Origin of the sequence: Bifidobacterium kimbladii, from assembly GCF_032193675.1 — a bacterium.
GTDB lineage: Bacteria > Actinomycetota > Actinomycetes > Actinomycetales > Bifidobacteriaceae > Bombiscardovia > Bombiscardovia kimbladii.
In genome coordinates this window covers 650,957-673,607 of record NZ_JASTZZ010000001.1, presented here as the reverse complement: position 1 = coordinate 673,607, position 22,651 = coordinate 650,957, and the positions used below count along the sequence as shown (strand labels likewise).

Here is a 22,651-nt window from a genome sequence, read left to right as displayed (position 1 = left end):
TTGCCAGGGTTATGAAGATTACAGAGTCAGGCTGGCCTCGCATTCTGACAGTTAAGGGATTGCCTCAGAAAGCGGTTACCCCCTGTCAGACCGGGGCTTGGACGACCTTGAGTCTGTTTTCCAGGAGCAGTTTGTGCATGAGGTTACGGCCGTGGTCCTTGTTGTCCAAAGTTTGCCCATATGTGGTGATGAGTCGGTTGACTTTCTCGAACATCTCTTCCTGTGCGTTTTCTCCTGCCGTATTTCCATTCTCCCTATCAGCGTCGTTCTCATTCGAGCGGTTTTGGTTGTAGTAGAAGACCAGTCGGGTATCGCTTCCGTACAGGTTCACTTCATCAAAGATGGCTTGGAAGTATGAGTAATCAGGGTCACCCAGGGAATGGCCGAAGAACTTAATCATGTTGGTTTCACTGCCTGGTTGTCCGCTTACATGGGGATGGACCAGTTTGGTCTTACGGCCCTTGCCCAGTGCCATGAGCCTATAGGTCTTGGTGAATTTGACCAGACCTGGGTAATTGGAATCATCGGTATCGACGCTGTTGCTATCGATTCCGAAAACGATGTCCCCGCCATGTATGTTCCCGTGGATGTTGATGAGGATAGGTGCGGGTTTGATGCCGTAGATGGGGTCGGTGTAATTGAAATCAAGTATTCTCACATTATTGAAAGAGCTTCCTAATGAGATGTCCCCGCCTATTTTGTATGTGTTATTGGCGAGCAGAGAATTATAATCGTTTAGTTGATCATTCATGAGCCTATCTAGTAAAAGACAGGCATGGTTACAGTAATTTTTGTTGCCAGCGACTTCATTTTCCATATAATTCGAGAAAGCTGCTTCTAAGCGATGGAGCTCCTGCATCATAACTTTCATAATCGAATCATCGTCAGCATCGCATTTATACCATTTGAGCAATAGCTTAGCGACCTGTTGGTCCACTGACAGTTGTTCAAATTCGGTATCATTAAGAAAGATGTTCAAATTTGCCATTGCGACGAAGTCTTTGATGGATACTGGTTGTTTTGTTGCTTCTATATATTGCGAGTATACATTTCTTACTGCTCGTAACTGATTCTCACCAGGACGTTGATGGCCTTCCGCGTAGCCCGTGAGCCAGTCTCTGATACAAGCTTCCACGTCATACCATGTTCGTACCTGTTCGTCTGCGATAAGAATAAGATCCCAAGCAGTAATTCCCTGAGCCCGGAAATCAGCAGCCAGAGATTTACCTGGTTGCTCTTGATCGTCACTAGGCGTCAGAGATATGCCACCTACATTGCCCTTGTGCGCATAAGTTCGTATGATTGTGCTAATCATATATTTGCGTGGGTTCTCGAAAGCCTCAAATGTCGAAGCTAGCCCGCACTGAAGGTCAAAACCATTGCCGAGGATTACCAACTGATCAGGAACCGGCATAACATCCCTTCCTATTGCCTAATCATCGAGATATCTAAATATGCATAATAATCTCCTGATATAACGCATGGAATGAACCGGATAAATCGGTCTCATCTGCATGTACGCCGAGTTGGCTTGTGTAATGCCCCCGAGAACAGACCATCACGGATTCGTAACATGTTTGAGTTCGTATAAGTTGTTATAAGCAATGGAGGAGGAAGTGCGGGCTTCCTATATCGGGACAAGCATCTGTTCAGATGGATTCCAAAGACCGGAAAAGGGCTGTATGCTAACTACTTCAAGTAATTAAAAGAGACTTTTTGCTAAGGGTCAGCGAGTAAATGTATAACGGAATATGTAATCTCTGGTGGTGTTAACTGTGCATTTCTTTAATCTGATCAGCTTTCCGTATGCAGTCTGTGCCGATAACCTTCGAAGAATATAGATAAGGGATTTGAATGGTGCCTGGCTTTCTTTGCTGTAGTTGTAGCAGTCGAATCGGGTCCGGTTATGCCCACATAGGGAAAAGGCATTGTGCATGTTTTGAACCTGCCTAAAAGCTGTGAGTATTAGTCGAACGGGTCGAGCTTGGCAAAGACATCACTGAGGATAAACAAGGATGAATGAATCCATCGCTCTCACACCATGAAGCAACAGATGGGTGTTATTGCTGTCAGCTATGCGCATTGATGCATTACCATGCACTGCAATTTTGCATTAAAGTATGAAATCTCCTGTAATTTTGCACTTTAATGCAAAATTACAAACAACAAGGAAGGTGGGCTCCGATGGAGAAGATGTCTCAGGTTACGGTGCGTATATCCGATGCAGACAAGCAACAGGTGGATCGTATTGTGAAGGAGCTTGGTCTGGATATGACTACGGTCACCAGAGCCTTTTATAAGCAGATCATTCGGGAGCAGCGGATCCCCTTGGACTTCAGCTTGGATCTACCTGCCGAAACCGAGGAGGCCTTGGAGGAATCGCGCCGTCTGGCCATGAGGGGGAAGACTAAGGGGTACGCCACAGGAAAGGACCTGGTGGATGGCGTGCTAGCAGCTGCTGGCGCGGACCGATGAGGCTTGCGCTGGTTCCCACTGGTGCTTTTACGAGAGACCTGAAGCGCATGGCTCGCAGGCACGTCCCGTTAGAGCCGGTCGAAGAGGTGCTAGATCTGATAGCAGAGAATTCCGAAGCGTCGCTCCAGACATTGAAGACGCATCATCGGATGCATATGCTGCAAGGTTATGCGGCTGTGTATGAGTGCCATGTGGGCAATGCTGGAGATCTGCTGCTGGTGTGGCATAGGGAGGGCGACGCTGCCTATATTTTGCGACTAGGTTCCCACGATCAGGTGTTGGGTAGGCGCGGTAGATATTGAGATTCGGTAAATAGATCAGGGCTATATATCAGGCATAGCTCACTATTGCGCAGGCGGATGGTCTGGATGGATGCTGTGTCAGGGTTTTAGTACTTGGGTATTGCGGCAGATACTCGTGTTCTCGTGTAATCAATCTTTTACTGAGCATAGTGACTGGTATTAAATAATCGGCAATCCAAAGTGCCCCCCGTGGGACTCGAACCCACAACCCACGACTTAAAAGGACGCTGCTCTAACCATTGAGCCAGAGGGGCAACGTCTCAACACTACATGTTTGTTGTGGATTTTTCCAGTTCTGTCGTATGCCGCCTATTTAGAATGTGGTACAGCAGCGGGCCGGATTGTTGTTGATAAAGGGGTGGCCAAGCACTCGACAGAGGAGGTGGATTATGAGAATCCATCTGGTGAGGTTGGACCGGCCGGGGGCGGTGGATGCTGAAATGATCTGGGAATATCTGCAGGCCTGCCGTTCTCAGCCTCAGGATGAAGCGGCTGGTCTCGGCCCCTTGGAGGACTGCCACAGCCTGGATGAGGTTCGTCGGTTTGGTCTGCCGGAGGTGGCTCGTCAGGCGCGTGGTGATGATCTGCCGCCGGGGTTTGTGCCAGCTCTGCAGTTCGCCGCCATGGACCCCAGCGGCGAACTGGTGGGAATGATTCAGCTGAGGTTGCGGCTTACGCAGGCGCTTCTGCGCGCGGGCGGCAACATCGGCTATTCAGTTCGTCCGGATTGTCGCCGGCAGGGCTATGCCGGGCTGATGCTGGATGACTGTTTGCTACGGGCGGCTGCTCTGGGCATGAGTAGGGTCCTGATTACTTGTTCCCCGTCGAATCTGGCCAGCCGCCGGACCATCCTTTCGCGTGGCGGGCAACTGGAGAATGTGCTCCCCAGCAGATCTGGTCAGCCAGTAGAACGGTATTGGATTGATTTGTCTACGAAACGAACAGATCGGTAAACGCAATCTTGGATGCAAAAGCAGCTTTCATGTAATTGCTTCCTGGCTAGGCTCTCTGCAATGATTTTCTCCGGCTATGACGTATATGCGCATCCAGAACGCGAACTTATTTTAAGCTTATTTTGAGCGAATGCCGGTTAGTGTATATTTTGTTTTTATGCACATTCCGTGCATTATGTACGACGGCAAAGGAACCGCCATGAGACATGCATCTTCGGCGTGGAAACCATCTGATAATCCACTAGTCATTAGCTGTCAGTTTTTCGCATTGGCATTGATCCTCGCTCATGTTATATCGTTTGTCACCGGTTCACGGTTCTGGGGTTTATGCACGTACCCAGCAGCTTGGCTGATAATGATTATCTTCATGGTGATAAGACACTGGCTGCGAAACAGTGAAGGCCAGCATCATTCGAGATAGCCAATACGCGAAAAGGGCGAAATAGTGGGTTCCGTCGATAACTTGCAGAGTTTCGCATCATCGCCGTCCCTGTTCGTTCGCGCGGTCTACTGTTGTCGGCGGTCAACCTCCCCACTGGTGAGCATGAGCCAGGGGAACAAGCATCGCACTTTTCTCAATATCCGCTTTTGCTGATACTGGTATGGCTTCTCTTACCAAAGTGCCGATTGGGAACAAGGTAGATGTACCCGTCCGCCCCTTGGTGGCCCGCTTGATAAATGGGAATATGCTGTTCCAGCTGCAGGTAAACCAGTAGTGGAATCAGTGTTTGTCAGTACGTGCTCTTGGACGCCATAATTTGTGGGACGGTGGCGGTTTTATGTCTGATCCAGCTTGTTTTTTATTAGAAAATGCCTGAAATTCTGGGCTCATGGGTGAGGAAAGAATATGGATTAATAAGCTATCGTAGTTGAAGCAGATGGTCTCATGGCAAAGACTGTCGGAGCCAAAAATCACCAGAATATGCTGGGCCGGAATTTGAACGGATTCTTTCCCTTGTCTGCCCAGACTCAGCAAATTGAAATAGTCATGAATAGGCAAGCAACAATAGACGACACAACCCGCGCTTTACCACATCAGTATTGACGCTGAAAGGCTCTGGAATGGGCAATATCGAAGTAAGCGTATCGAACCTTACTGTTCGAATAAAGAACAAAACAATTCTCTCTCTCATCTTTCATTGGAGGTTGAAGAAGGGGCCTTCCATGGGGTCATCGGGCCAAATGGCGCAGGGAAGACAACCCTGTTCACCGTCTTGGAAGGACTGCAAAAACCGGTTGAGGGAACGGTCTCTGTTCTGGGCAAGACGCCCTATCCACGCAACTTGGCCCTGCTTCGCCAAATAGGCATCCAGCCTCAAAAGTCGTCCTTCTTCCCCCAAACGACGCTCCTTGAGCACCTTGCCGCTGTGGCCGATATCTACCAGGTGCCCCGGTCGCGTGTGGACGATCTTATTGATGCATTGAAACTGGATCATGTGGCATCCAACAAGGTTGAATCATTGTCCGGCGGCGAATAACAGAGACTGGCCATCGCCACGGCTGTCGTCCACCATCCTCGGCTGCTCTTTTTGGACGAACCCACTGCTGCCCTCGATCCTGAGTCACGCCATGACCTTGTGAGCCTGCTCAAATCCAGTCAGCAATTGGCCGCCACGGTTCTTTATACGACGCACCATCTGGACGAGGCGGAGCGGTTGTGCAACGTGGTCTCGATCTTGGCGGATAAGCATATTCTCGTAACAGCCAGTCCCAGCAAGCTTATTGCGCAAGCAGAGATGGAATCGACCATTCTTCTTCCAAATGCCTTGGATCACGCTGATCAAGTAGCCCATCTCGTGGGGGACGACTATGTAAAGGTCACGCCCGATGGTCTAACAGTACGCACCCGGGATACCGGAGTTACTTTCGCAAAATTGGTTGATTCAGGGATTAATACAAGCCAGGCGCAAGTCAAGGATGGGCGTCTGGAGGATGTCTACCTTCGCCTTCTCGAAAAGGAGAACGTCAAATGAACAGCTTCAAAACTCTATTCAAGTTGATGTTCCACTATGATATTCGTGACTGGTCCACTTTGGTTTTCACCTTTCTCTTTCCTATAGCCTTGTTGCTGGTCCTGGTCCTGTCTTTTAAGAGCTACGTTCCTGGAGTTGATATTGCTAGTCAAATCAGCGCCAATGTCATTGCGTTTGGTGCGGCCTACGTGGGTATTTTCGCGGGTGCTTCGCACCTTGCCCTCTGGCGTGAGAATGGCATGCTGCAGACGGTTCGCAATTTTCCTCTATCCTGGAATGTGATTATCCTCTCCCAGGCTGTTGTGGGTATCGTCGTCCTTCTGGCGCAGGCTGTAGTGCTTGTCGTCTTGGGAATGGTCATGGGAATGAGGCTGAAACCGACGTTTTTGTCGGGATTGCTTCCCCTGGTCCTTGGCTATCTTTTGTTCTTTTTCCTGGGTGTCATTATCGCCATGATAATTTACTCCATCGCAGGGGTATCCATCCTCGCGAACATCATTATTCTGCCCCTGGGCTTCATTGGCGGAGCTATGATGCCTGTCAATATGCTGCCGTCCTGGGTGCAGACCATCGCCCCGTATACGCCCCTATATCACATGCGGGAGGCCTTATCGATGATGCTGATCGGATCGGGCACCTGGCCTCATGCCTGGCTCGGGATCCTCTACCTGGCCGTGGGCTGCATTGCCTCAGGGCTTGTTTCCATCTACGGATTTCGCTGGAAATGATACTTTTGATGGCTATGCATCTTTTGCCGCCATTGCAGGAGATTTCTCGAATGGTAGTTGCGGACCTTGCTGAACGTAATTCCTGCGATAGCCTTCCTACTTGCCTGCGACTGCCTTGGGTGTAAGAGGGGTCCTGAGCGTCTGCTGACCTGCCAGTGTGAAAGAGACCGATAGATTCCTCGTGTCTTAGCGCGTCTGAGGGGTTCTTCTGAGAGAATGGCAGGTATGGTCTGGCTGATTGTCCTGGTATGGGTGCTGGTGGTGGCGGCATTCATTGTATTCGTCATGCGTCTGGCGCTTGGTGAGTCCCAGGACCGTGCCTTCTCCCAGTCTCTGGATGAGCGTGTACGCCGGGCGGCCCGCCGTCAGCAGGAACGAGAGAATAAACTGCCGCGGATAGCAGGAGGGCATCTGTCTTTTGCCCCTGGATCGGACGAGGGCGCATCAACTGCTGAAGATACTGAACATCCCTATCCGGTCTATGTCAATTCCTCCTCCGTGGTGGAGGTTCGAGGCATGCTGGCCTCCGATTCCACGGACGAGATAAATCTGCCTCGGCCCCCAAGCGCTGATTCCGCGTCCTCGACCAGCCCGAGACAAAAGAAGAATGTTGTACCGTCGGTTTCTGCGACCTCTGGGCCTCCAGCCCCCAGGAGCTCCACCCTGCGATCATCAAGCCCTGAGCCTTCGCCTCGGCAGCGACGGGAGCCTCAGCCCACCACCTCCGACATCATGCCCGCAGTCCAGAGCGGTCCGCAGGCGGGAACGAGCCATCCGAGCGGGAAGTGACCGCTGGTGGTGACCATCCGTGTCCCTTTTCGCCTTTAGGCTGGTACCTATGACAACACAGCAGCTCCTTATTCTTATCGCGGTGTTGATCGTCCTGGTGCTGGCAGTGGTCGGCATTCTGGTGGCGGTCCGTAAACACCGGTCCCAGGGGGATTCCGCGCGCCCCGACAGTGCGGTAAAGCTTAATGATAGTGGCTCCTCTTTGTCCCAGGAGTCGGCGACAGCTGTAGCGAAAGATCAAGCTAAAGACCAATCTGATGCTTCCTTAGCAGCTTCGTCAGATGACAGGGCAGTCCAATCTGCCTCGCGTGGATCTGGTGTTGCTCCCAATTCAGACGCTTCTACAGATTCGACTGGCTCAGCCGGTTCAGAGGCTTCCAGGCAGTCTTCCTCGGCCGACCAGGAAGCACCGTCGGCGCAGGAGGAGCTGGCGCATCCGGAGGCCTCTGCATCCCGCATGACCAGGCTCAAGGCCAGGCTGGCCAAGAGTCCCAACCCCTTCGGCAAGGCCCTCTTTGCCATTCTGACCAAGGACCATCTGAGCGAATCCGACTGGGAGGATGTGGAAGACACCCTGCTCATGGCGGATGTGGGTGCCGAGGCCAGCGAACAGCTGGTGAAGCAATTGCGTGACGATGCTCGGATCACAGGGCAGAAGGATCCTGCAGCAGTGCGTCGTGGCCTTCGTCAGCGCTTGATCGATCTGGTCGACCCCAATATGGACCGAACTCTGGCGGCTGCCCGACCTCAGGCCAACAGGCCGTCGGTCATCATCATGGTGGGTGTCAACGGCACGGGCAAGACCACCACGGCGGGCAAGCTGGCCCGGCTCTTCGTGGCCGATGGCAAGTCGGTGGTCATGGGTGCTGCCGACACCTTCCGTGCCGCCGCCGCTGACCAGCTGGAAACCTGGGGCGGCAAGGTGGGCGTGCCCGTGGTCCGCAGCGACCGTGACGGTGCCGACCCGGCCTCGGTGGCCTTTGAAGCGGCTGAACGGGCCAAAAATGATCAGGCAGATGTCCTCATTGTGGACACCGCCGGTCGTCTGCAGAACAAGGCCAATCTGATGGATCAGCTGGGCAAGATCCGGCGGGTGATCGAGAAGAACCTGCCCGTGGACGAGGTTCTGCTGGTTTTGGATGCCACTACCGGGCAGAACGGGATGATCCAGGCCAAGGTCTTCGCCCAGGCCATCGGGGTCACAGGCATCGTCCTGACTAAGCTGGACGGCTCGGCCAAGGGCGGCATTGTCATATCTGTCCAGCGGGAGCTGGGCGTGCCCGTCAAGCTGGTCGGGCTGGGCGAGGGGCCCGACGATCTGGCCGTTTTCGATCCCGAGTCCTTTGTCGACGGCATCCTGGGAGACGAGTAGTCCAGCCGGCCGGTTGGTCATACGGTGGTCATCCAATAGTCACCCGCAGGTAATGCGACGGTGACCTGACCGTCATCCTCTTCCTGTTTGATGAATCGGGAAGTGGAAGAGAATCTGACGTAGGCTGTCCGGAGGGAAGCCCTCGTTATCGGGGACTGCCCGCCCGGATGGGGAAAAGAGAGGTGTAGGCATGGATTCTGGAAATGCTGCCTGGATGCTGGTAGCGGCATCCATGGTTTTCCTGATGACTCCAGCGGTGGCTTTCTTCTATGGGGGTATGGTCCGAGCCAAGGCCGTGCTCAACATGATGATGATGTCCACGCTGGCCATTGCCGTGACTGGGGTTATCTGGGCCTTCTGGGGCTGGTCGATTTCCTTTGCAGGCAAGGACATTGGAGGCGTCTTCGGCGATCCCATCACTGGCTTCCTGCTCAAGGACACGGTCACGGCCAAGGACGGGGTCTTCACCTCGCTTGATTCCGCCAACGCTGCCTACCCGCACACGGTGGACATTGCCTTCCAGGCCGCCTTCGCCATGATTTGCGTGGCTCTGATTTCGGGAGCCCTGGCAGAGCGAGTCAGAATCAGCACCTGGATGATTTTCGTGGCCCTCTGGGTCACCTTGGATTACGCGCCCATGGCCCACATGGTCTGGAATCACGGACTGCTGGCTGCCGATGGACCCATCTCCAACGCCATCGGAGCCCAGGCGCACGACTTCGCAGGCGGTACGGTCATCCACATCAACGCGGCAGTAGCAGCCCTGGTCATTGTGCTCATCATCGGCAGGCGAATCGGCTTCCCCAAGGAGTCTATACGTCCCCACAATGTGCCCATGGTCATGCTGGGCGCCTTCCTGCTCTGGTTCGGCTGGTTCGGTTTCAATGCCGGTTCCGCCTTCGCCGCCAACGGCACGGCTGGATATGCCTGGGTTTCCACGACCATCGCCGCCAGCGGCGCCACCCTGGGCTGGCTCTTTACTGAGCGGGTCCGCACCGGGCATTACACCGCCATGGGTGCTGCATCCGGCATGGTCGCCGGCCTGGTGGCCATCACGCCAGCGGCCGACGTGGTTTCCCCGCTCTGGGCCTTGGTCATTGGCCTCTTGGCTGGTTTCGTCTGCTGCCTGGCCTGCGGGCTCAAGTTCCGCTTCGCCTATGACGACTCCTTGGATGTGGTAGGCATCCACGGTGTGGGTGGTTTATTGGGCACGCTGCTGATAGGCTTCTTTGGTACCGGCACGGGCTTCCTGGCCGGCGGCAATTTCCGGCAGCTGCTGGTTCAGTTCCTGGTGGCGCTGATTGCGATCATCTACGCAGCTGCAGTCACTGGTGTGATCGCCTTTGCGCTGGAGAAGACCATTGGTTGGCGAGTCAGCAAGGATCAGGAGGTCATCGGCGTCGATCAGAGCGATCAGGGTGAGAGCGCCTACGACTTCGGATCCATTCTGAACTGATCAGAAAGGAAGGCAGCATGAAACTCATTACCGCCATCGTTCAGCCCGGGCGGCTGGATCAGATTAAACAGGCCCTGACCGAGGTCGGCGTGCACGGCATGACCGTCTCGTCAGCCCAGGGCTATGGTCGGCAGGGCGGCCATAAGGAGGTCTACCGGGGCAGCACTGTCAAGGTGGATCTGGTTCCCAAGGTGCGCTTGGAGGTGCTGACCGAGGATCGCCGGGTCGACGAGCTGGTCAACGCTATCGTCCAAGCTGCCGCCACCAACACCGTGGGCGACGGCAAGGTCTGGGTGCAGACCCTGGACTCGGTGGTCAGGGTTCGTACCGGGGAGACCGGCGTCGACGCCATCTGAGGCAGCTACCTGCTGCCGTCTGTATGGTCGTCTTCCTACTGACCAGTTTCGCAGGATCCCGTAGCTGTGGCCAATTTCATGGCCGAGCGGTCGGGGTCCTGCTTTTTTCTATGACTCTTCAGGCTTCCTTGACCTGGCCAATCGTCCCCATCCAGACATCGGTGCGCGTTCTCCAGCCATTGCAGATAGCTCTGACGCCGATGAAGAGGACATTGAGCACGGCCCAGAGCATGGCTATCCGCCAGGTGGGCGTCCAGTTCATGGCCAGAGCCGTCATGCCCAGCAGCCCGATCAGGTAGATCACAGCCGTCAGGGAGCAGGTGGCCGCCAGGTAGCGATAGTCCCCGGCCCCGATCAGGATCCCGTCCAGGGCCCACATCCATCCGGCGACGGGCATGAAGACTCCCTGGACGATCATGCCCACGGTGATCAGCGACCTGATGGCCGGCGTGGGGCTGAACAGGGGGGCAGCGAAGAGGCCCAGGGCAATCATGACCAATCCGACCAGCACTCCCATGGCCATGCCTGCCCTGGCTGACAGGTCGGTCATGACCCGTGCGCGTGACCGCTGTCCGGCGCCCAACTCGGTGGCCACCAGTGACTGACCGGCGATGCCCACGGCATCCAGCATGTTCAGTCCGAAGTTCCAGGCCGAGTTGACCCCCTGATAGGCCGCCAGCACCTGCTCGCCCAAGTGGGCTGCAGCCACCACGGTCATAAAGAGGCAGACCCGCAGGGCCAGGGTCCGCAGGAAAAGCGGGAAACCGTCGCCCATGCTGGCCGCCATGCCTGAGAGCCGGGGCTGCAGTTGGGCGCCTTCCCGACGGGCCCAGACCAGGGCGGGGATGGTCAGGAAGAGCCCCATGGCCCACTCGGCGATCAGGGTAGCCAGGCCCGAGCCCAGAATGTCCATGTGCAGGCCGAAGACCAAAAGGACCTCAAGGGCGGTGTTGAGGATGGCGCCTGACACGGCGGCCACCAGGGTGATCTTTACCTTTTGCAGTCCGCGGAAGATGCCGTTGGCCGCGTAGACCAGGAGCATGGCCGGAAGGCCGAAGACCAGGGCATTCAGATAGGTCTGCGCCGCCTGCAGGACCGGCCCGCGGGCTCCCATCAGGCTGCAGATGGGCCGGCTCAAAGCCAGGAGCAGGGCGCAGACGACCAGACCGATGACGAAGGCCAGCCACATGCCGTCCACACCGGCCTGCATGCCCTCCCGTCGGCGGCCGGCGCCCATGAGCCGGGCCACCTGGGAGGTGGTTCCGTAGGCCAGAAAGATGCACAGGCCCACGGTGGTCAGCACCACAGTGGATCCGATGGAGAGCCCGGCCAGGGCCGAGTCGCTGATGTGGCCCACGATGGCGGTGTCGATCATGACGAAGAGCGGGGAGGCGATCAGCTGGCCGAAGGTGGGTATGGCCAGTCCGGCAATAGTCCGGTAGGTCGCCCGCCGTTCTTCCGGCGTGATTGATCCGGTCTTGGTTTCGGGGATGTTCCTGTGGCTGCGCATGGACGCCATGCTAATGCTCTGGACTGAATACACAACCCCTGAAAGCCAGTCCGTGGACGTCCTGCCGGCAGATGATGTATCACCAAACAGCCCTGAGTGCAAGCTGGATTGATGATGTGGAAGACTGTCCCCAAGTTTTGCACAGAGTTATACCCATGAGGTGGATAAGTTGCGCACATGTCCTCTAGGACACGCCTTGAATGTGGATAACTTATTTTTCTGTACACATACAGGGCGACCCTGTGCCCGTCCAGTACGGTCGGCGCGTCCCGGTGAATGCCTTGAGTGAAATCCGCCTCTTGGGGCTGCCAAGGACGGTCCTCTTCGTAGAATCGTGGCTATGGCTTCCGACGACTACACCGACTACACCCATCCCGAACAGCGTCCCACCGATCATGCCCAGACCGGCCGTGACATGCTCTTCGACCGGGTGCCCCCGCATGACGACGATGCGGAGATGGCCGTGCTGGGCGGAATGCTCATGAGCAAGGATGCCATCGGCGAGGTCAGCCAGATGATCGACATATCCGACTTCTACCAGCCCAAGCACCAGACCATCTACGAGGCCATCGTCACCCTCTTCTCGGCCTCCCAGCCGGTGGATGCGGTTCTGGTGGCCAACGAGCTGCTCAAGTCCGGGGACCTGGAGAAGGTGGGGGGCACTGACTATCTGCACTCCCTGGTGGCCTCGGTCCCGACAGCCGCCAACGCCACCTACTATGCGGAAATCGTCCACCAGCGGGCCATTCTGCGCAATGTGATCGCGGCCGGCACCAAGATTGCCCAACTGGGCTACTCGGCCGAGGGCTCCCAGGCCGAGGACATCGTCAACCTGGCCCAGGCCGAGGTCTACGAGATGAGCGTGGGCAGGGTTCGTCAGGATTACGAGGCCATCGGGCCGGTCGTCCATGACACCCTGGACCAGCTGGACAAACTGCAGAACGGCGACTTGGAGCGGGGCGTGCCCACCGGCTTCAAGAGCATCGACGACGTGACCCAGGGCCTGCAGCCCGGGCAGATGATCGTGGTGGCCGGCCGCCCCGCCATGGGCAAGTCCACCTTGGGCATCGACTTCGCCCGTGCCGCGGCCCTCCACAACAACATGACCACAGTGGTCTTCTCCTTGGAGATGAGCAAGAACGAGCTGGCCCAGCGCATCATCTCGGCCGAGACCGACATTCCCTTAGTGGCCCTGCGCCGGGCGGACGACATCACCCCTGAGCGCTGGAATACCCTGAACACCTTCTGGAGCAGACTCCAGGACGCCCCGCTCTTCCTGGACGATTCGCCCAACATGAGTCTGATGGAGATCCGGGCCAAGTGCCGTCGGCTCAAGCAGACCAACGACTTGAAGCTGGTGGTCATCGACTACCTGCAGCTGATGACCTCGGGCAAGCGGGTCGAATCCCGTCAGCAGGAGGTCTCCGACTTCTCGCGCGCCCTGAAGCTGCTGGCCAAGGAGCTGGAGGTCCCAGTGGTGGCGTTGAGCCAGCTCAACCGTGGTCCCGAGATGCGCAACGACAAGAAGCCCATGCTCTCCGACCTGCGCGAGTCGGGATCCATCGAGCAGGACGCCGACGTGGTCTTTCTGGTCCACCGGCCGGACTTCTACGACAAGGAGGACCGCCCGGGCGAGGCCGACATCATCCTGGCCAAGCACCGCAACGGCCCCACCGACACCTTCAAGCTGGCCTTCCTGGGCGAGAAGTCCAAGTTCAAGGACATGCCTCAGGACTACCAGCAGGGAGGGGTCTGATCATGCGTTCCACGGCTTCCAAGGCGCAGCCTGCCGATCAGCCCGGTCGTCCCCGTCGGCGCTGGCGCTCCCTCCTGGCCCTTCTGGTCGGCAAGGCGGTGCGTCTCGTTTCGCGTCTGTCCCATCACGGCGGTTCGGCCCTGCCTGGCAAGGTGGTTGAGCGGATCGATCCGGACTTCCTGGCCAGGACCCTATCGGGGCTGCCTCGCGGGGTGGTCCTGGTCTCGGGGACCAACGGTAAGACCACCACCACCCGGATGGTGGCCTCCATGCTGGAGTCCCTGGGCCTCGAGGTCTTCACCAATCCAACCGGGTCCAACTTCACCCGCGGCGTGGTTTCGGCCTTGGTCTCTACACTGGGGCTGTCCGGCCGGCTGCATGCTGACATTGCCGTCCTGGAGCTGGACGAGGCCTATGCGGTCCACTTCGTGCGACAGGTCAAGCCACGCTACGCCCTCCTGCTCAATGTCATGCGCGACCAGCTGGACCGGTTTGGGGAGATTGATACTACAGCTCGGCTGCTGGGTCAGGTGGCTCAGGCCACCACGGGCACGGTGGTCCTCAACCGTGAGGATCCGCGCATCGCTAAGTTGGCCGCCCAGACGCCGGCCCAGACCGGCGTGGCCTATTTCGGGCTGTCGGACGATCTGCTGACCTATTTCCCCACTGATGACGACATGCATGCCTCGGATCGGTGTGCTGACGGTGGCAGTGCAGCCAGCACTCCCCGGCCTGTCCGCCATGGTCACCGGCTGCCAGCCGAAGTGACCCTGGAACGGGTCATGGACCACAGGGCCGCCTTCCGCCTGGATGGTCGGCTTCTGGAGACCGATCTGCGTCTGGAGGGCGTCTACAACCTCTACAATGCGGCAGCTGCCCTGGCGCTGGTGAGGGTCGTTCTTGAGGACAGGGAGCCTGATGACGCAGCGCTCATGGATGCCCTGTCCAAGGTGACCCCCGCCTTCGGCCGCGGGGAGGTCATCACCTACCAGGGCGCGCCGGTTGAGTTGGTCCTGGTCAAGAACCCCATGGGCTTCCGCCTGGCGTTGTCCTCCTTCGATCCTGCCGGCCAGGACACCATGATCGCCATCCGCGACGAGTATGCGGACGGGCGTGACATGAGCTGGCTCTGGGATGTGGACTTCACCTCGCTCAGGGATACCGGCGTGGCCATGGTCTCTGGCACCCGGGCCTATGACATGGCCTTGCGCCTGGCCTATGACCAGGTGCCCACGGAGGCGATCGAGACCGACCTGGATCGGGCGCTGACAGCCTTCCTTGAGGTGCATCCCGGCCGACCTAAGCGAATCTACTGCACCTACACGTCTATGCTCCGGCTCCGGTCCGCCCTCGGCAGGATCACGAGCGTGGACGATGCCGGGGTGGGCGCATGAGCGAGCCAACCAAAAGGAGCGCAGGAATGCCGCAGACGCAGGATAATGCCAAGGTCGGGGCCGTGGGAGACCATCCGCCGCTGCAGATCCTCTCCCTCTACCACCGTGATATGAACATCTATGGGGATTCGGGCAACATTCTCAGCGTGACCCGCCGGGCTGAGCTGTACGGGTTCCGCCCCATGGTCCGCTATTACGATCCCGGTGATGCCTGGCCCGAGCGGATCGATATGATTCTGGGCGGCGGCGGCCAGGACCATGGCCAGGAACGGATCATCGACGACCTGCGGGAACGGGGCGGTCTTCTGCACGATCTGGCCGACCAGGAGGTGCCCATGCTGATGATCTGCGGGCTCTATCAGCTCTTCGGGCATTATTTCGAGACCTCCGACCATGAGCGCCTGGAGGGGGTCGGCATTCTTGACGTGCACACCATTGCCCAGCCTGAGCGGATGATCGGCAATCTGGTGGAGCAGGCAGAGGACTTCGGCAGGGTGGTCGGCTATGAGAACCACTCGGGTCTGACCTACCTGGGGGAGGGAGCCCATCCCTTGGGCATGGTGACCGAGGATGGCCGAGGCAACAACGGCAAGGACCACACGGAGGGGGCCCGATGGAAGAAGGTCATCGGCACCTACATGCATGGGTCGCTGCTGCCGAAGAACCCGGCCATCACGGACTTCCTTATCAAGGGTGCGGCCGAAAGGCGGTACGGCCAGGGCACCTTCGCCCAGATGCAGGAAGCCATGGACCAGAAGAGCCGGAACGAGCTGGAGCGTTTGGACTCCCTGGCTGATCAGGCCAGCCGTATTGCCGCATCAAGGCCCAGATGAAGAGGAGCCTGCGGTTCCTTCGGTTCCGGCACAGGGGCGTGCCAAGGAGGCAAGGCGCTGCGGTCCCTCTTGCCATGGTGTTGAATCGGATCGGTCAATGATAACCAGCTAGACTGTAAAGAGAGACGGCCGCTCGTCTCTTGGCGGTCAAAAGGGCCCGGTACTTCAAGGGCGTATGAATGCTGGGAGGCATATCATGTCGGATTTACATATTGGTGACGGATTGCACAAGGTGCTTCTGGCTGGCATTGGAGCGCTGGCCACAGGCGTGGAGAAGGGCCAAGAGGTCATCGACAGCCTGGTGAAGAAGGGCGAGCTGACGGTCGAGCAGGGGAAGATTCTCAACACTGAGCTCAAACGGAACAGGAAGACCCCTCCCGCTCCTGCACCGGCTGACAGCGCTCCTGCACCGGCTGCTGGCGCGCCCAGGCCTGCGACCCATGTTGCTCCTGACCCCCGTCGTCCCGACCATGATCCCTTGGCGCCAATGCCGAATCGTCGGTCCGGGTCCATCCCCATCACCTCCAATGATCCCATTGCAGGTCAGCAGGGCTGAAAGGCAGTCAATTACTGTCAGCGTCGGTCGTCTGCGCCGGAATGTCTGCCGCTGGTCGGCCATGCGGATAAAGGACGCAGGTGAGTGGTGAGTATGGATGCCATGAACGGACATGATGCCCCGGTGCAGACCATTGGCCTCTTCGGGGTCGGCACGGGAGAGCGGCAGGGGGCGGCAGGAAGGATCCGGCACAGGCGTGGCAGGGCCCGTCGACTGGCTGAGATGATCCGCATCGCCAACCGGTTCGACATCATCCACGGGCTGACTCCGGTCACCATGCGTCGACTGTTCGAGGCGCTTGGGCCCACTTTCGTCAAGGTGGGCCAGATTCTCTCCATGCGTTCGGAGATCCTGCCGGAGGCCTTTTGCCGTGAGCTCTCCAAGCTGCGCGCCGACGCGGATCCCATCCCGTATTCCGTGGTGACCAGCACCCTGGCCGCCGAGTATGGCCGTCCGCTCGACCAGATCTTTTCCTCCATAGACCCTGTTCCCTTGGGGTCGGCTTCCCTGGCGCAGGTGCACCGGGCCCGCCTGGTCAGCGGTGAGGACGTGGCCGTCAAGGTCCAGCGCCCAGGGATTCAAGAGACCATGGCCCAGGACATCGACATCCTGCGCAGCATGGTCAAGTGGGCCTCCCGGTTCGTCCGCAGCACCCAGGTGATCGACATCCGCGGGGTGGTCGAGGAGCTCTGGGAGACCTTCCAGTCCGAGGTCGACTTCCAGCAGGAGGCCGCCAATCTGGCGGAGTTCAAGGATTTTTGCGACTCATACGCCTACATCGACTGCCCGAAGCCCTATCCCGAACTGTGCACCAGGCATGTGGTGGTGATGGAGTACATCGACGGGATATCGCTCTCACGGCCCGCCCAGCTGGTGGCCCAGGGCTATGACCTGAAGGAGATCGGCACCAAGCTGGTCGACAACTATGCCACCCAGATCATGGACCGGGGCTTCTTCCACGCCGATCCGCACCCCGGCAACATCATCATCCGCGATGGTTCCATAGTGCTGATCGACCTGGGGATGGTCGGCCGCCTGGACGAGGTGACCAAATCGGCTTTGAAGGACATGATTTTTGCAGTAGGCCGCGAGGATTCACCAGCCCTGGCCCAGGGGCTGCTCCGTTTCGCCGGTACGGGAGAGGCCAGAGCCGAGGACTACCCTTATCTTCTTGCCGACCTGGATGCGGTCGTCCAGCGGTTCGGCAAGCTGGATCTGGCCGATCTGGACATCGCCGAATACGTCAATGCCGTGATGAGGCTGGCCGCCCGGCATGGCATCAAGGTGCCGGGGTCGGTCACCATGGTGGCGCGGTGCCTGGTCACCCTTGAAGGACTCTTGGACGAGTTCCTGCCTGAGGCCAACATCGTGCAGATCATCACTGATCATGTCGCCTATAGCCAGAGCACGGGGTCCATCCTCAAGGAGGAGGCCCGGAAGCTGGGCATCCAGGGCGACCTGGCCCTGCATGGCCTTTTGGGCGCCCTGGCTGAGTCCCAGACCGCGACCAAGATGCTGACCCGGGGCCAGCTGCGCGCCAATGTGCAGCTGGTAGGCTCCGAGGAACCTCTGCAGCAGCTGTCCGACATGGTCAACAGACTGACCATGGCCCTCATTGTCGTCGGACTCTATGTGGGCTCTTCAATCGTCTACTTCGCCCGCGTCAAGCCGGTGGTCTTCGGCATCCCGGTGGTCAGCATGCTGGGGTACGTGGTGGCCTTCATTCTTTCGGTCTGGATAGTCCTGGACATCCTGATCAAGCACCGGGCCCTCAAGCGTCGGCGACGCAACGGCGAAGCCTAGGCTGAGAGCCCGTCCATCCTGCACAGATACTGTCAAATACTGTCAGATGCTGAATCAGTTGGCGAAATCCTCCACGGTCTCAGGATCCTCATGGTTCATGAAGGCGGATTTGCCGGTATCCATGGCCCGCAGCCGGCCCATCTCCTGGTCGCTGAGCTGGAAGTCCCAGATGTCGAGGTTCTCGCGCATGCGCTCGCGGTGGGTGGTCTTGGGGATGACGATGACCCCGTCCTGGACCAGGAAGCGCAGGGCCACCTGGGCTGCGGTCCGGCCGTGCGCCTGCCCGATCTCGGTCAGGGTCGGGTTGGTGAACATCCCCTGGCGTCCCTCGGCGAAAGGTCCCCAGGATTCGATCCGGGTGCCGTACTTGTCCATATAGGTGCGTTCCTGGGGGCGTTGGTGGAAGACGTGGGTCTCCAGCTGGTTGATGGCAGGGACGATTCTGTTGAACTTGACCAGGTCCACATACCGGTCGGCGTAGAAGTTCGAGACGCCGATGGCCCGCAGGACCCCCTGGTCATAGAGGTCCTCAAGGGCGTGCCAGGCTGCGTAGTAGTCGTTGAAGGGCTGGTGGAGGAGGACCAGGTCCAGGTGGTCAGTGCCCAGCTTCTTCATGGACTCCTCGACCGAGGCCTTGGTCTTGTCGTATCCGTAGTTGGTGATCCAGACCTTGGTGGTCAGGAAGACCTGGTCGCGGTCGAGGCCGCTCTGGGCCAGGGCATCTCCGACGGCCTGCTCGTTTCCATAGGCCTGGGCCGTGTCGATGGCCCGGTACCCGGTCTCCAGGGCGTCCAGAACCGAGCGGCGGCACTCGTCCAGGTCGGCGATCTGGTAGACCCCGAAGCCTTCCATAGGCATGAGGACGCCGTTGTTGAGCTTGACGGACGGGACGGAGGCGGATAAATCATTCTGCATGGTATTGCGCTTCTTTCTTGGCAGATTGCTTGACGGAGTTGGCTAAAGGCGGGGGAGCGTTCCTCTCTGATCTGCTTGTTCAAGGATAGGGCCTTCAAGCAGCTTGAAGTCAAGCTCAGCAAAGCGCGTCCAGCCTCCTGCGATGCTAGCGTGGACAGTGAAGTAGCTGATGGCTGGAGGCGATGATGGGGTCCAAAGCACGATTGGCCGGCAAGGTCGCACTGGGTCTGGGATTCGGTGTTTTGGGAGGCTGGTGCTGGGCCCAGGCCCCTGGTCTTTCAGTGGTTGCGGGCCGGAGAAAGCCCGTCGGTCTGTCCTTGCATCCCTACGCCCATAGGGGCCTGCACGACGCTGGTTCGGGGATGGAGACGACCAAGCCTAACCCTGGTCAGACCGCCTACTTGCACCGTATCCATGACTGCCTGAAGGTTGAATCCGATCGTCCCTCAGGCAGGCACGCCTCGGCCCAAGCCAAGTCCCCTCGGGTAGTGGCGCCTGAAAATTCTCTGGCTGCCTTCGAGGCGGCCTGCAGGGCCGGCTACGGGATTGAGCTGGATGTCCATCTCAGTCGGGACGGCCAGGTGGTGGTCATCCACGATGGAGACCTGCGGCGGGTGGCTGGCGTCGATCGAACAGTGGCGGACCTGACCTACGATCAGCTGCGGAGGATTCCCCTGTGTCCGAGCCCTGCCCAGGCTTTTGAGTCCGGGGAAGGAATTCCTGGCTCTGCCGACCACGATGGCGGTCCCGAAACGGAGGGCGGGGACGGGGGCCTCAACGATCCCGAGGCGCAGCATGTGCCTCTGCTGTCTGAGGTGCTCGCTCTGGTGGATGGCCGGGTGCCCTTGGTCGTCGAGATCAAGATGGACAGGGGCTTGAATCGGGAGCTCATGCGTCGGACCGATGCCCTCCTGTCCAGGTACCAGGGCCCCTATGTAATTGAGTCCTTCAACGTCCTGGCCCTTGCCTGGTATCGGGTTCACCACCCAGGCGTCACCAGGGGGCAACTGGTCGCCCCCTACCATGGCCGGGTGGACTCCCGCTCATCGGCCCTGCGCTGGATGGCCGGGTCCCTCCTCTTCAACTGGCTGGGGCGGCCGGACTTCGTGGCCTGCGAGTGGCACAGCGGGCACTCACTGCCCATGCGTCTCTATCGGTTCCTAGGTGGAACGCCCATTGCCTGGACCGTCCGCTCCGAGCATGCGCAGGAGGAGGCCAGTCCGGACTTTGATGGGATTATCTTCGAGTCGTATCTGCCCGAGAGCTGAACCAGCTATACAGGCCTGAGGCCGCAGCGGTCAGGCCTATGGCCCAGAGGGCCATGATCAGGAAGTAGCCGTAGGGGAGAGGCACGACGCTCATGTCCACCTGGCCGGACAACTGATGGAAGATGACGGCCAGCACCCCCGCCATGGCCAGGGCTGAAAGAAGGGTGGCCGAAAGAGCATCGATTACTGACTCCCAAATCGAGGAGCAGACCAATGTTCCACGTGAAACACCGGCAGCCTGCATCCTTCGGTTCTCCTGGCGGCGCTCATTGACTGCGATGGCGCATGCCTGGATCAGGAAGATGGCCGTCAGGACGATGGCCCCGTTGACCATCTGGGGCATGGCCCGCTGTACCTCCTGTGACCTTTGGATGTTGGAACGAATGTACGCTTTCTTAGTGCAGGCCTTGATGCCCTTCCTGTCCCATGAAGCATTGAGCTGACTGATCAGAGCATCTGTCTGGACTCCCGGGACGGTCCTGGCCAGGGTGGTCGATCCATCGTTGTCGGGTGCCAGTTGCGACAGGTCGGCATCCGTCATCAGGTATTGGCCCATCTGCCCTGTCGGGGTCATGTCGACTACGGCGGTGATGGTCAGCGTATGGCCTTTGTCGTACCTGTCGATCAGAGTCAGCTTGTGTCCGATGGGGTTTTTCTCCTGAGCGCGGCCACTGGTAATAACGGCGATCTTGCCCGGCCCCAGGTCCGCAGCGGAGCCCTCGATGAAGATTGGGCTAATGGTATTGACGCTCTTGCCTGCTTTGTTGACATGCATAGCCATGACGGAGGGTTCGCCATTGCCGCTGGTATCTTCCTTGTCTGCAGTTTTCCAGGATCCCTCGCTATAGGTGACGGCGGATTCGACGTCTGCAGTGGACCGAAGCTGGCGATCCAGGTCTCTTGGATCATTGCTTTCTGCAGTGATCATGGTTTCGGCAGCGACCGGCTTATACCGGCTTATGGCTTCTTGCGCCCAGCTGGACCGTCCTAGGGCTATTATTCCGGTCACGATGACCAGCATCAGTATGATCGGCACTGCGACGGCGGTAGAGCTCCGGTTTTCCTTCCGCGCCCTTTGCCGTGCCAGAAGACCGGCACCTCGGAAGGCCAGTTGGAAGGGGATGCCGATCAGGTTGGCGCAGGCCGGAACCAGGACAGGGGCCAGGGCGCCGATGATGACGAGCAGGCAGCCGGTCGAGGCCAGGATCTGGATTTCAATGTCCATGCCGTTGAAGCGGTGATAGACCATGGCCAGTCCTCCAGCCAGGCCGGCCAGGGCGATTATCAGGCGAAGAGGGCCGATTGACTTGGTCCCTGACCGATGCTCCGAGTCCTGCAGGGCCTCGATGGGAGAGATGGCGGTGATCCTCCTGGCGGCGAACCAGGTTCCTAGAAGACCTGCCAGGAGTATCCCCACGAAAGCGAAGATGATTCCCAGGGGGTGCGGATGCGCGGTCATTTCCAGCGCTTCAAGGCCTGAGTTGATCAGGGACTTGGCGAATGTGGGCACCAGCAGGCATCCTGCCGAACTGCCCAGGAGGGCGGCCAAACCTACCGGAATCATGAATTCCAGCAGAGAGATGAATCTCACGGTCCTGGGAGAGGCGCCGGAAAGCCGCATCATGGCATACTCGCGACGACGGCGCTCGATCAGGAACCCCACGGAGGTGATGACCAGGAAGATGGAGACGAACCCGCATATGCAGGCGTACGTTATGGATATCAGTGCAGCGCCGTCTTGTAAGGACAGGGTCATAGCGCGGTCGTAGGAATTCATTGCGTGCGTATCCGGCATCCCGTCGCCCCTCCGAGCGGCAATGGCTACCTGGGCCCAGGCGCTGGTTAGGGCCGAAGCGGCCATGACCGCCAGGACCATGACCGTGTAGGAGGACCGATGCTCATGCAGAAAGGACTGCACCAGGGAACCCAGTCCAGGAGTGCGTGCCTTGGTTCGACCTGCGGTTTGCGAGCCGCCCCCGCCCATCGGTCCTGGGGTCCCGGTTCCTGCCAGCGATCTACCTAGGGAAAGGGACTTGCCCTCCATGGTGTGCTCCTTTCTCGCCCTTGAATGCCGCTGTTCTTATTGCAACACTGGGCAAAGGCCCACTCAGGGTGTTTTCAGGGTCAGACCAGGGGAGAACCAGGGTGGCGATGAGCGATTGTGCGCTTGGCGGGGGGGGGGTGCGAGGGGACGGGAGGAGCATGGGTGGAA

At 58.6% G+C, this 22,651-nt stretch carries 19 protein-coding genes, 1 tRNA gene and 1 pseudogene; 16 read left to right on the top strand and 5 right to left on the bottom strand.

The window, feature by feature from the left end; genetic code table 11:
* Window positions 1-85: 85 nt before the first annotated feature.
* On the bottom strand, window positions 86-1,414 hold the full coding sequence (locus tag QRX41_RS02855; RefSeq protein ID WP_313838556.1) for an AbiH family protein: 1,329 nt from the start codon (window positions 1,412-1,414) through the stop codon (window positions 86-88).
* A gap of 779 nt (window positions 1,415-2,193) precedes the next feature.
* Here QRX41_RS02855 and QRX41_RS02850 point away from each other — a divergent pair.
* A complete protein-coding gene (locus tag QRX41_RS02850) occupies window positions 2,194-2,475 on the top strand; it encodes a type II toxin-antitoxin system RelB/DinJ family antitoxin (RefSeq protein WP_024627005.1) in 282 nt (93 codons plus the stop codon).
* Window positions 2,472-2,777, top strand: a complete 306-nt coding sequence (locus QRX41_RS08475; RefSeq protein WP_396176779.1) for a type II toxin-antitoxin system RelE/ParE family toxin — start codon at window positions 2,472-2,474, stop codon at window positions 2,775-2,777. Before QRX41_RS02850 ends, QRX41_RS08475 begins: the two co-directional genes overlap by 4 nt.
* A gap of 181 nt (window positions 2,778-2,958) precedes the next feature.
* On the opposite strand, the gene QRX41_RS02845 is transcribed toward QRX41_RS08475, so the two are convergent.
* A tRNA-Lys gene (locus tag QRX41_RS02845) sits at window positions 2,959-3,031 on the bottom strand.
* Between the two features lie 135 nt (window positions 3,032-3,166).
* On the opposite strand from QRX41_RS02845, the gene QRX41_RS02840 reads away from it, so the two are divergent.
* The 8 genes from QRX41_RS02840 to QRX41_RS02805 all read left to right on the top strand — a co-directional run bounded on the left by QRX41_RS02840 (window position 3,167) and on the right by QRX41_RS02805 (window position 10,404).
* Window positions 3,167-3,730: a GNAT family N-acetyltransferase gene (locus QRX41_RS02840; protein ID WP_313838555.1), complete on the top strand. Its 564-nt coding sequence runs from the start codon at window positions 3,167-3,169 to the stop codon at window positions 3,728-3,730.
* 1,139 nt (window positions 3,731-4,869) lie between these two features.
* A complete protein-coding gene (locus QRX41_RS02835) occupies window positions 4,870-5,208 on the top strand; it encodes an ATP-binding cassette domain-containing protein (protein WP_313838554.1) in 339 nt (112 codons plus the stop codon).
* 51 nt (window positions 5,209-5,259) lie between these two features.
* The gene (locus QRX41_RS02830) at window positions 5,260-5,703 is read left to right on the top strand and encodes a hypothetical protein (protein WP_313838552.1); all 444 of its coding nucleotides are present in this window, start codon (window positions 5,260-5,262) and stop codon (window positions 5,701-5,703) included.
* Complete coding sequence (locus QRX41_RS02825; RefSeq protein WP_198177162.1) at window positions 5,700-6,431, top strand: ABC transporter permease; 732 nt, start codon at window positions 5,700-5,702, stop codon at window positions 6,429-6,431. The genes QRX41_RS02830 and QRX41_RS02825 overlap by 4 nt, the downstream gene beginning before the upstream one ends.
* Window positions 6,432-6,656: 225 nt before the next feature.
* Window positions 6,657-7,220: a hypothetical protein gene (locus QRX41_RS02820; RefSeq protein ID WP_313838550.1), complete on the top strand. Its 564-nt coding sequence runs from the start codon at window positions 6,657-6,659 to the stop codon at window positions 7,218-7,220.
* A gap of 202 nt (window positions 7,221-7,422) precedes the next feature.
* Complete coding sequence (gene ftsY, locus QRX41_RS02815) at window positions 7,423-8,592, top strand: signal recognition particle-docking protein FtsY (RefSeq protein ID WP_396176786.1); 1,170 nt, start codon at window positions 7,423-7,425, stop codon at window positions 8,590-8,592.
* 190 nt (window positions 8,593-8,782) lie between these two features.
* The gene (locus QRX41_RS02810; RefSeq protein ID WP_313838547.1) at window positions 8,783-10,048 is read left to right on the top strand and encodes an ammonium transporter; all 1,266 of its coding nucleotides are present in this window, start codon (window positions 8,783-8,785) and stop codon (window positions 10,046-10,048) included.
* Window positions 10,049-10,065: 17 nt separating this feature from the next.
* Window positions 10,066-10,404, top strand: coding sequence for a P-II family nitrogen regulator (locus QRX41_RS02805; protein WP_101432992.1), 339 nt, complete (start codon window positions 10,066-10,068; stop codon window positions 10,402-10,404).
* A 118-nt stretch (window positions 10,405-10,522) separates the two neighbouring features.
* On the opposite strand, the gene QRX41_RS02800 is transcribed toward QRX41_RS02805, so the two are convergent.
* Entirely contained in the window at window positions 10,523-11,914 is a 1,392-nt protein-coding gene (locus QRX41_RS02800; RefSeq protein WP_396176785.1) for an MATE family efflux transporter, read from the bottom strand.
* Window positions 11,915-12,329: 415 nt separating this feature from the next.
* Here QRX41_RS02800 and dnaB point away from each other — a divergent pair, with 415 nt between their 5' ends.
* The 5 genes and pseudogenes from dnaB to QRX41_RS02775 all read left to right on the top strand — a co-directional run bounded on the left by dnaB (window position 12,330) and on the right by QRX41_RS02775 (window position 18,256).
* The gene (gene dnaB / locus QRX41_RS02795) at window positions 12,330-13,670 is read left to right on the top strand and encodes a replicative DNA helicase (protein ID WP_101433023.1); all 1,341 of its coding nucleotides are present in this window, start codon (window positions 12,330-12,332) and stop codon (window positions 13,668-13,670) included.
* Window positions 13,670-15,064: a MurT ligase domain-containing protein gene (locus QRX41_RS02790; protein ID WP_396176784.1), complete on the top strand. Its 1,395-nt coding sequence runs from the start codon at window positions 13,670-13,672 to the stop codon at window positions 15,062-15,064. Before dnaB ends, QRX41_RS02790 begins: the two co-directional genes overlap by 1 nt.
* 26 nt (window positions 15,065-15,090) lie before the next feature.
* Window positions 15,091-15,897 (top strand): type 1 glutamine amidotransferase, encoded by an 807-nt coding sequence (locus QRX41_RS02785; RefSeq protein ID WP_313838543.1) that lies wholly within the window; start codon window positions 15,091-15,093, stop codon window positions 15,895-15,897.
* A gap of 196 nt (window positions 15,898-16,093) precedes the next feature.
* Window positions 16,094-16,258: pseudogene (locus QRX41_RS08530) on the top strand (phasin family protein); the annotation flags it as partial.
* Between the two features lie 288 nt (window positions 16,259-16,546).
* Window positions 16,547-18,256, top strand: coding sequence for an ABC1 kinase family protein (locus QRX41_RS02775; RefSeq protein ID WP_313838710.1), 1,710 nt, complete (start codon window positions 16,547-16,549; stop codon window positions 18,254-18,256).
* 54 nt (window positions 18,257-18,310) lie between these two features.
* Here QRX41_RS02775 and QRX41_RS02770 read toward each other — a convergent pair whose 3' ends face one another.
* Window positions 18,311-19,171, bottom strand: a complete 861-nt coding sequence (locus QRX41_RS02770) for an aldo/keto reductase (RefSeq protein WP_313838542.1) — start codon at window positions 19,169-19,171, stop codon at window positions 18,311-18,313.
* 185 nt (window positions 19,172-19,356) lie between these two features.
* On the opposite strand from QRX41_RS02770, the gene QRX41_RS02765 reads away from it, so the two are divergent.
* Window positions 19,357-20,439: a glycerophosphodiester phosphodiesterase family protein gene (locus tag QRX41_RS02765; RefSeq protein WP_313838541.1), complete on the top strand. Its 1,083-nt coding sequence runs from the start codon at window positions 19,357-19,359 to the stop codon at window positions 20,437-20,439.
* Here QRX41_RS02765 and QRX41_RS02760 read toward each other — a convergent pair.
* Complete coding sequence (locus QRX41_RS02760) at window positions 20,408-22,483, bottom strand: ABC transporter permease (protein ID WP_313838539.1); 2,076 nt, start codon at window positions 22,481-22,483, stop codon at window positions 20,408-20,410. The genes QRX41_RS02765 and QRX41_RS02760 overlap by 32 nt on opposite strands.
* Window positions 22,484-22,651: the final 168 nt, after the last annotated feature.

What these genes read in the sequence shown, in the direction of transcription:
- QRX41_RS02855 (WP_313838556.1), bottom strand. Translation starts at nt 1,414, where the DNA reads ATGCCGGTTCCTGATCAGTTGGTAATCCTCGGCAATGGTTTTGACCTT.
- QRX41_RS02850 (WP_024627005.1), top strand. Translation starts at nt 2,194, where the DNA reads ATGTCTCAGGTTACGGTGCGTATATCCGATGCAGACAAGCAACAGGTG.
- QRX41_RS08475 (WP_396176779.1), top strand. Translation starts at nt 2,472, where the DNA reads ATGAGGCTTGCGCTGGTTCCCACTGGTGCTTTTACGAGAGACCTGAAG.
- QRX41_RS02840 (WP_313838555.1), top strand. Translation starts at nt 3,167, where the DNA reads ATGAGAATCCATCTGGTGAGGTTGGACCGGCCGGGGGCGGTGGATGCT.
- QRX41_RS02825 (WP_198177162.1), top strand. Translation starts at nt 5,700, where the DNA reads ATGAACAGCTTCAAAACTCTATTCAAGTTGATGTTCCACTATGATATT.
- QRX41_RS02820 (WP_313838550.1), top strand. Translation starts at nt 6,657, where the DNA reads ATGGTCTGGCTGATTGTCCTGGTATGGGTGCTGGTGGTGGCGGCATTC.
- QRX41_RS02810 (WP_313838547.1), top strand. Translation starts at nt 8,783, where the DNA reads ATGGATTCTGGAAATGCTGCCTGGATGCTGGTAGCGGCATCCATGGTT.
- QRX41_RS02805 (WP_101432992.1), top strand. Translation starts at nt 10,066, where the DNA reads ATGAAACTCATTACCGCCATCGTTCAGCCCGGGCGGCTGGATCAGATT.
- QRX41_RS02800 (WP_396176785.1), bottom strand. Translation starts at nt 11,914, where the DNA reads ATGCGCAGCCACAGGAACATCCCCGAAACCAAGACCGGATCAATCACG.
- dnaB (WP_101433023.1), top strand. Translation starts at nt 12,330, where the DNA reads ATGCTCTTCGACCGGGTGCCCCCGCATGACGACGATGCGGAGATGGCC.
- QRX41_RS02785 (WP_313838543.1), top strand. Translation starts at nt 15,091, where the DNA reads ATGCCGCAGACGCAGGATAATGCCAAGGTCGGGGCCGTGGGAGACCAT.
- QRX41_RS02775 (WP_313838710.1), top strand. Translation starts at nt 16,547, where the DNA reads ATGGATGCCATGAACGGACATGATGCCCCGGTGCAGACCATTGGCCTC.
- QRX41_RS02770 (WP_313838542.1), bottom strand. Translation starts at nt 19,171, where the DNA reads ATGCAGAATGATTTATCCGCCTCCGTCCCGTCCGTCAAGCTCAACAAC.
- QRX41_RS02765 (WP_313838541.1), top strand. Translation starts at nt 19,357, where the DNA reads ATGGGGTCCAAAGCACGATTGGCCGGCAAGGTCGCACTGGGTCTGGGA.
- QRX41_RS02760 (WP_313838539.1), bottom strand. Translation starts at nt 22,483, where the DNA reads ATGGAGGGCAAGTCCCTTTCCCTAGGTAGATCGCTGGCAGGAACCGGG.